Annotated in this window: 13 protein-coding genes; 2 read left to right on the top strand and 11 right to left on the bottom strand. The window is 58.9% G+C overall.

Annotated elements, in window-relative coordinates; all coding sequences use genetic code 11:
- Together EPN31_RS07595 and EPN31_RS07590 are read left to right on the top strand one after the other, a co-directional pair.
- A partial coding sequence (locus EPN31_RS07595) for an MGMT family protein (RefSeq protein WP_291771444.1) occupies positions 1-119 on the top strand: 119 nt, incomplete at its 5' end.
- A 181-nt stretch (positions 120-300) separates the two neighbouring features.
- Complete coding sequence (locus tag EPN31_RS07590; RefSeq protein ID WP_291771441.1) at positions 301-510, top strand: cold-shock protein; 210 nt, start codon at positions 301-303, stop codon at positions 508-510.
- A gap of 318 nt (positions 511-828) precedes the next feature.
- On the opposite strand, the gene EPN31_RS07585 is transcribed toward EPN31_RS07590, so the two are convergent.
- From EPN31_RS07585 to EPN31_RS07535, 11 genes are all read right to left on the bottom strand, one after another.
- Entirely contained in the window at positions 829-1,224 is a 396-nt protein-coding gene (locus EPN31_RS07585) for a hypothetical protein (RefSeq protein WP_291771438.1), read from the bottom strand.
- A 290-nt stretch (positions 1,225-1,514) separates the two neighbouring features.
- Positions 1,515-1,694 (bottom strand): hypothetical protein, encoded by a 180-nt coding sequence (locus EPN31_RS07580; RefSeq protein ID WP_291771435.1) that lies wholly within the window; start codon positions 1,692-1,694, stop codon positions 1,515-1,517.
- A 321-nt stretch (positions 1,695-2,015) separates the two neighbouring features.
- The gene (locus tag EPN31_RS07575; protein ID WP_291771432.1) at positions 2,016-2,426 is read right to left on the bottom strand and encodes an SOS response-associated peptidase family protein; all 411 of its coding nucleotides are present in this window, start codon (positions 2,424-2,426) and stop codon (positions 2,016-2,018) included.
- Position 2,427: 1 nt separating this feature from the next.
- Positions 2,428-2,721 carry a hypothetical protein gene (locus EPN31_RS07570; RefSeq protein ID WP_291771429.1) on the bottom strand — a complete coding sequence of 98 codons (294 nt, stop codon included), beginning with the start codon at positions 2,719-2,721 and terminating at the stop codon, positions 2,428-2,430.
- A gap of 496 nt (positions 2,722-3,217) precedes the next feature.
- A complete protein-coding gene (locus EPN31_RS07565; RefSeq protein WP_291771426.1) occupies positions 3,218-3,463 on the bottom strand; it encodes a hypothetical protein in 246 nt (81 codons plus the stop codon).
- A complete protein-coding gene (locus EPN31_RS07560) occupies positions 3,460-3,873 on the bottom strand; it encodes a hypothetical protein (RefSeq protein WP_291771423.1) in 414 nt (137 codons plus the stop codon). The genes EPN31_RS07565 and EPN31_RS07560 overlap by 4 nt, the downstream gene beginning before the upstream one ends.
- Before the next feature lie 16 nt (positions 3,874-3,889).
- Positions 3,890-4,207 (bottom strand): hypothetical protein, encoded by a 318-nt coding sequence (locus tag EPN31_RS07555; protein ID WP_291771421.1) that lies wholly within the window; start codon positions 4,205-4,207, stop codon positions 3,890-3,892.
- Positions 4,204-4,500, bottom strand: coding sequence for a hypothetical protein (locus tag EPN31_RS07550; protein ID WP_291771419.1), 297 nt, complete (start codon positions 4,498-4,500; stop codon positions 4,204-4,206). The genes EPN31_RS07555 and EPN31_RS07550 overlap by 4 nt, the downstream gene beginning before the upstream one ends.
- A gap of 9 nt (positions 4,501-4,509) precedes the next feature.
- Positions 4,510-5,013, bottom strand: coding sequence for a hypothetical protein (locus EPN31_RS07545; protein ID WP_291771416.1), 504 nt, complete (start codon positions 5,011-5,013; stop codon positions 4,510-4,512).
- Between the two features lie 11 nt (positions 5,014-5,024).
- Positions 5,025-5,513, bottom strand: coding sequence for a hypothetical protein (locus EPN31_RS07540; protein ID WP_291771413.1), 489 nt, complete (start codon positions 5,511-5,513; stop codon positions 5,025-5,027).
- The coding region (locus EPN31_RS07535) for a reverse transcriptase domain-containing protein (protein WP_291771410.1) at positions 5,494-6,603 on the bottom strand (1,110 nt) is incomplete at its 5' end. The genes EPN31_RS07535 and EPN31_RS07540, both read right to left, overlap by 20 nt.

The following is a 6,603-nucleotide window of genomic DNA, read 5'->3' as shown; positions in this document are numbered from 1 at the left end:
TCTCGATCATCGTACCCTGCCACCGCGTCCTGGGCAGCAATGGCAGCCTCACCGGTTACGCGGGCGGCCTTGAAAACAAGGCCAGGCTGCTGGCGATGGAAGGGACGCTGCTGGTCTAGGTGCGCTAGCGCGGTCTCAGTCATGTGGACACCATCCAACTGGAAACTGGAGTAAGCTGCCTCGTCCGGTGCGCGCTTATAGCCGGCCTTTGGGGCGCAGGCGGCATGTGTGATGATCTTGGCCTTTCTCTTAGCCAAGCGGTAGTACACTCTCTCAACGTGCAACTTTCTAGGATTTACCGTGGGAACATCGACAGGCATTGTGAAGTGGTTCAACAACGACAAGGGATTCGGCTTCATCACGCCTGATGATGGCGGCAAGGACCTCTTCGTACACTTCAGCGAAATTCAAGGCACTGGTCATAAGACACTTAGTGAAAACCAGCGTGTTTCATTCGTTGTCGGTCAGGGCCAAAAAGGCCCCTGCGCAACAAAGGTCGTACCGCTCTAACAGAAGCTTCACCTAGGCAGGCCGACACATAAGATGTGAGATAGGGTCCTTTGAAACCTTGGACCCTATTTTCTTCCGGCTCGACCCAACCGGGTGGAGCCTGAGCCTGGGCGAAATTCAATCCAGCTGAGCGGGCGTTGATGATTTGAGGATCAATCCCCGGATATCCTTGGCTGCGCTTCGCCTGGCATACTCCGCGTAGCAGCTCATTTCTGCGAAGATGGCACGGCTTCAAGTCCTGTCACCTGATCCCATTGTGCATTGCGCACGCTGTCGGTGTGACCGTTCGCTGGCACCACCTGACGGGTCGCGTGGACCTCAATGACTTCGATCTCGCTGATAAGGCACCGGTCGGGGGTCGCCGACATGACTAGCCAGCCAGTGCGCCGTGGTTGCGTCTTTGGGCGCCGCCCAGTCCGGGCCGATCTCCAGAACCAGAAAGCCCTTCACGTCCTGTGGGCTGGTCTTTATGTTGAGGCTCAGCGCCTCCTTGCGGATTTCCCACGCCACGAGCTCGGTGTTGACGAGCAGACCGATTCCCTTGGAGTCGATCCACAGTGGAGCGGCCCGCTCATCCACCTCGGTCTGAATGTTCTTCACGATTTGCTGCGCGAGCGCCAGATTGTCCTTTACTGCGGATATCAGGACCAGGTATGGCCTGGTCTTAGGCTGCTGACTGCTCGGGCTATCTCCGAACGGATTTTCGACGGTCATGACAATTCCTTGATCGTTATTGGGTTGAGTGGTGAAAGCCTCGATTCTACGGGCATAAGGCCGGCCGCCCAATATCCCTGGCGCCCTGATCCCAACGATGACAGGACGCCCATAGCACCTCCTGACACGATCGGGTCTTCGGCGGCGCGCACTGGTAGCATCGGCCAAAGCAAAACGGCCGGTCTCTCCTCGGAGGGGCCGGCCGCTTTTTGCGTTTGTGGGGCTGTAAGTCGCCGGGGGCCTGGCAGTAGATACTGCTCAAGGGCGCAGCGGCCCTTTGAGTACCTGTTTTAATAGGGCAATCCAGGAAATCGGGTTTTCATCAGTTTGAGAAAACGGGCGCGGTCCTTGACGCACCGCCTGGTGCGCTCGATGTCGTCGAACGGCGAAGGTGGTGCGGGCGGGTTGTTCATATCTACGGCCTGCAACTTTGGAGCAGAAAAGGTGGTGGGTGAGAGGTAAAGGGTCATGGAAGTTCCAAGTAGCCTGACCGGTTTGTTTTGTGTGTATCTGGGCCAGGATTGCCCATCGCTAAACGTTCCGACTTCGGTGAAGCCGGTGTGCAGAGGGCCGCATGCGCTGAGCGTGCGATTTTAAGGGAGGCGTTGGCTCGATCTGTCAGATTGGTTATGGATCTTGAGCGTGTTGCCTCGCTTTATTCAGTCTGCGGCACATGAAGACAGATAGATACCTTTACTTTGTATCAGTTGTCTTTATCGCTTGGCGACGTAAAGAGGCTCTGCCAGTCGCCCAGGCACGGCAGGCGGAGCTGACCGCCTGATACTGCGCGATCAGATCGGCGCGCTCACGTCTGGCAACTGATATTTGCTGCTAGGTGCGCCGTCCTTTGGGCTGATGTACCAGGGCTGCTTGTCGCCTTTATCGCCAGTCCACTCATACCAGCCGTCGGCGGGCACGATGACGCGCCTGGCCAGCAGGGGCTTCCAGAATGGCGATCCCTTGAGGACGGTGTCCAGACGCGCATTGCTGGCCGGCCCGCGTATGTACCATGGTGGCTTGTAGCCCCAGAACAATTGATCGACCTGCTCGCTGCCGTCGCCCAGGCGGTGCAGCACGATGGGCCGTGTTCCGGGCGGCACGTTATGACTTGGCCGATAGCCTTGCGGCGTCCTGGATGGCCGCCACTGAATCTTGATCTCGTAATAGTCGAGCTCTTCTGCTTGCTTGATTCTGCCGCACATATCAATTCCAGCGGACGTACCAGCCCTGATAGTAGTGCGAGCCATCGATCTCTTCGAACCCCACGACTATCATTCCCTGTCCACCGAACGTCAGCAAGTGCGGTTCCCACAGCGGCGGAATGACATCCGGATCGTTGGCCTGCCGGCGTGGGATGCACAGGTACTCGACAACGCGATGCAGATCCTCGCGCCGGATCGACGCCATCTCGACGGACCCTCGCACAGGTTCTTCCCAGTCGCGCTGATCGAGCTTTCGGCCCTGGTGGTGAGTGCGGACGACAGTGCAGGTGAGCATCTGATCTACTGCCCGTAAAAACAGTAGTTTTACACCAGGTGGAACCCTTGGTCACGTCAGACGGAAGCACAAAAAAGCCCGCGCTGAGGCGAGCTGAAAACCACTGGATATGTGAGACCCTCACATAAACCATCACATATCGGAAAAGACAAAGGGCTTCGAAATCGTCCGAAACCCTTGATTTTCCTGGCTCCCCGAGCAGGGTTCGAACCTGCGACCTGCGGATTAACAGTCCGTCAGTTTGCCAGTAGGCAAAAGTAAAAACGCAGTAATTTCAATGGCTTGCAAGGGTAGCCACCCCACAGACCACTGCGTTTTTGCCGGTATTTCCCCCAATTTCCGCCTACCTATGTCAAGATTTGGTCAGGATCGCGTCTTGCACAACGCCGCCCACTGGTCATTGTGGCGCACCACCTGGCGGGTGATGTCCACGGGGGTGGCATTCAGATCTGCCATGCTGGCCCAGCGGATCGGCTGGGCGACTTCACAGTAGCTGCTACTCGTTGGCGCCGCGCACCCACTTGTGAGCGGCATCAAGGACAGCACGATCATCCAGCGAAGCAATTTTTTCAGCCACAGCATCAGCGTTCCTCCTGGCCTCTTGGGCCTCCTGCAGGCGTGCGGCCTGCTCCTGTTGTCGGCCTGCCGCCCGCTGCGAAGCACCGAAGCCCAGCACAGCAGCAACGGCGCCCACTGCGGCCAGCAGGTAGGGCCAGATCTGAGCGAGCAGGGCGGTGATCATGCTCCACCCCACACGTTGGTAGGCAGCAAGCCACGATCGAGCTTGGCCTGTACCAGTGCGGCAGCATCGGCCTTCGTCACATAGCCCTTGCGGTCCCGGTCAAGTCCTGCGTTTTGTGTGTAGTAGATCGACGGGCGCACGAAGAGCTGGTAATCCTCTGGCTTACCGATGGCTTTGGGGTACAGAATGGCCATGTAGCAGTCAGAGAGCGTGTGCAGACGCCCTGCGTAAGGCTTGAAGTACATGCGCACCCAATCCAGTTGCTCAGCGGCCGTCATCGCAGATAGGGCCTGCGTAGACGTGCCTAGCCCCTGTGCGGTTGCGGGCATGAACTGAATTAGGCCAACGGCACCAGAACCCGCTGCGTTCTTCACGTCGGGCCTGAACGTCTCCGCTGACTCGAAGGCCATGCAGGCCATCAAATAATCAGGGTTTATCTGCAGGCTGCTGCAGATCTCGATTACCGTCTCCCGAAACGCCGGGCCCACTTTCGCCCCCCATGCCAGCGTGGAGCTTATCTTGCTGGACGACGCGGGCACCGACCCCACAGACAAGGACGGCGATGCCGATCCACTTGACGGTGCTTGCCGGGAAGGCTGCTGTGATATCAGTCGGGAGAGTAGACCAAACAGAGACGAGAGCATCGGGGAACCCCTGTACAAGAGTGAGGATGGCCACGCCTGCCGCTTGCAGGCGAATCGACCAGAATTTGTGCCACTGTTTCCATTCATCAATGAGTTTCATTTCGTGAGTTCCATTTTGAAGGCCGTCCACAACGCATACAGAATCCAGCCGAAGGCCCCGATTCCGCCGACCTTGGCGGCGTGCACCAGGGCTTCCTTGACCATCCGGTTGCGCAACTCCCGCCACTCGATGATGGATTCGTGGTACCGCCTGTGGGCCTCTGGATCGCCGCCAGGGAAGCCTTCAAACAATTCATCCTGCCGTGCCTTCATGGCGGCGAGTTTCGTTTCAAGACCCCCCGTGGTTTCCCGCACGGCTTGGATGATGGCAATAGCGTCGTCTGACAGCGGCATCGCAGTCCCTCACGCCAGATTCAGGGAATAACCGAACACCCACACAATCAGCATGAGCACACCAAGTTTTTCCTGGACGGCTGTTTGTTTGCGATCGATGAGAACCAGCAATAGGGCGCCAGACGCGTAAGCGAGGGCGTAGGTGTAATCACTGACTGCCAGCATCATCGAAAGTCCTGCCAGGAAGCAGAGCGCCGCGCCCGTGTAGTGCAGTACGCGATCCGCGCCGAAATACAGCCTCGGCCAGGTGTCGGTAGACATGGCAAGCGCGAGGCCCAGACCGACCGCAGCAAGTGATGCAGATAGCCAGGTCATACCCAACGTCCAGGCTGTGTACCAGAGTGCAGCAGCCATGGCCAAGAACATCGCATCCTGCACGACGCTGGTGGCTGTGCCGAAGTAGTGGCTGATGGGGCGCACCGTCAGATCATCACCAGTGGAGTCGGCAACCTCCACCAGAATCAGAGCCGCAGCGAAAACCAGGGTTGTCCAAGTGAGGTATGGCAGGATCATGCGAAGGCTCCTTACAGCACGATGGCGGCCGCAGCCGTAAACAGCGCGTCCAGGTTGGCGCTGGTCAACCCGACGGCTGCGGCCGCCTGGCTCAGGAACGGTGAATCACGCCGCCAGTCCTGGGTATCGTTCAGCGCCACGTTGGCCAGCGCCTTCTGCGTGGGATCGGCAATGGCCGCGACATACGCCGTGACGGCATCCCACTTGCCGGCCTGGATGAGTGCCGTCTTGCCTTGTGCCCGGCTGACCGTATGGGGCACGGAAGACGGTGGGGGCACGTAGACAGGTAGGCTGGGCGCCACGGCGAGGGGGAAGTCAGTTCGCGCAAAGCCGAAGCGCGCGATGATCGTGTCATCTTCGACGGCCTTCCAGGTCAGCGCAACATCATCGCGTTCCAGGCGCCAGAGGCTCCCGGCCAGACGGGCCATGAATGCGTCGTGTTCGGGGGTGCCCGCCAGGGCGTCAAGATCGGCCCGGGTATTAATGACAAGCAATGCCATAGTGGTTCTCCATCCAGGAAATGAGGTTGTGCGAATCGGCCCACTGCGCATGGCCCGTCCAGGCGGCCAGGAACTTGCGCAGGCCTTCGGTATTGGTGTGTTCGATGAACTTGCCCACCTTGCGCTTGGCCCGCAGCACGGAATTCTTGCGCAGCAGCTTGTGACCGGGCCAAATGCGGTAGCCCAGGAAGTTGATGCCACGTGATACCGGGGCGACCTGCCAGCGGGAAATTCTCAGGCCCAGCTGGTCGGCTGCCGTGGTCTTGATACCTTCATAGACGTCATGCAGCTGCGCCGGGTCATTGCCCAGCACCACGATGTCATCCATGTACCGCGCCCAAGGCGGTTGCCCGAAGTCGTAATGCACCATCCTGTCGATGGGCTGGGCGTAGAGGTTCGCCAGCACCTTGGACAGCAGGCTTCCGATGGGCAAGCCCAAGCCGTCATGCGGCAGCATTTCCCGGATCAGCGCCAGCGTGGCCGTGCAGTGGATCTTCTTGGCCACCATGTCGAATAAGGGGCCGTGCTGGACGCTGGGAAAGAATTTAGAAAAGTCGGTCTGCGCAAAGTGCGTGTACCCGCCTCGGCGCATGGCCGCCTGGATGTGCATGACACCCCGATGCGCACCGTAGCCCACGCGGCAGGCGAAGGCGTAAGGCAGCATGGTGGCTTCCAGAATCGGTTCCACCACATTGCAGATAGCGTGTTCCACCAGGCGATCACTGAAGTCCAGAGCCGAAATGACCCGGGGCTTGGGTTCATAGATCATGAATTCCCGGTATGCGTTGCGCCGATAGATGCCCGCCTGCAGCTCATTCTGGATGGCTCGCAGGTTGGCCTTGTCGTACTCCTTAAATTCCAAGTACCCGAACGATCCCCGCTTGCCCTTGACCGTCTTGCGGTAGGCCTCTTGCAGGTTGTCCCAGGTGGTAATTTGGTCGATTAGATTGCGGTGTCGCTTGCCCATAGATGCCGGGTACGCCTTTCCATTTTCAGTAATCTGCGCTTGCCCGAACCCCGTAAAGTATTCGCCGAAGCAGGATGAAACCGGCTGACCACCAAAAGAGGTAAGGCCGACCTGCCGGGGCGT

This window comes from Castellaniella sp., from assembly GCF_004321985.1.
GTDB lineage: Bacteria > Pseudomonadota > Gammaproteobacteria > Burkholderiales > Burkholderiaceae_B > Castellaniella.
This window is presented reverse-complemented; position numbering and strand designations above follow the sequence as displayed.

What these genes read in the sequence shown, in the direction of transcription:
- EPN31_RS07585 (WP_291771438.1), bottom strand. Translation starts at nt 1,224, where the DNA reads ATGACCGTCGAAAATCCGTTCGGAGATAGCCCGAGCAGTCAGCAGCCT.
- EPN31_RS07580 (WP_291771435.1), bottom strand. Translation starts at nt 1,694, where the DNA reads ATGACCCTTTACCTCTCACCCACCACCTTTTCTGCTCCAAAGTTGCAG.
- EPN31_RS07575 (WP_291771432.1), bottom strand. Translation starts at nt 2,426, where the DNA reads ATGTGCGGCAGAATCAAGCAAGCAGAAGAGCTCGACTATTACGAGATC.
- EPN31_RS07570 (WP_291771429.1), bottom strand. Translation starts at nt 2,721, where the DNA reads ATGCTCACCTGCACTGTCGTCCGCACTCACCACCAGGGCCGAAAGCTC.
- EPN31_RS07565 (WP_291771426.1), bottom strand. Translation starts at nt 3,463, where the DNA reads ATGATCACCGCCCTGCTCGCTCAGATCTGGCCCTACCTGCTGGCCGCA.
- EPN31_RS07560 (WP_291771423.1), bottom strand. Translation starts at nt 3,873, where the DNA reads ATGGCCTTCGAGTCAGCGGAGACGTTCAGGCCCGACGTGAAGAACGCA.
- EPN31_RS07555 (WP_291771421.1), bottom strand. Translation starts at nt 4,207, where the DNA reads ATGAAACTCATTGATGAATGGAAACAGTGGCACAAATTCTGGTCGATT.
- EPN31_RS07550 (WP_291771419.1), bottom strand. Translation starts at nt 4,500, where the DNA reads ATGCCGCTGTCAGACGACGCTATTGCCATCATCCAAGCCGTGCGGGAA.
- EPN31_RS07545 (WP_291771416.1), bottom strand. Translation starts at nt 5,013, where the DNA reads ATGATCCTGCCATACCTCACTTGGACAACCCTGGTTTTCGCTGCGGCT.
- EPN31_RS07540 (WP_291771413.1), bottom strand. Translation starts at nt 5,513, where the DNA reads ATGGCATTGCTTGTCATTAATACCCGGGCCGATCTTGACGCCCTGGCG.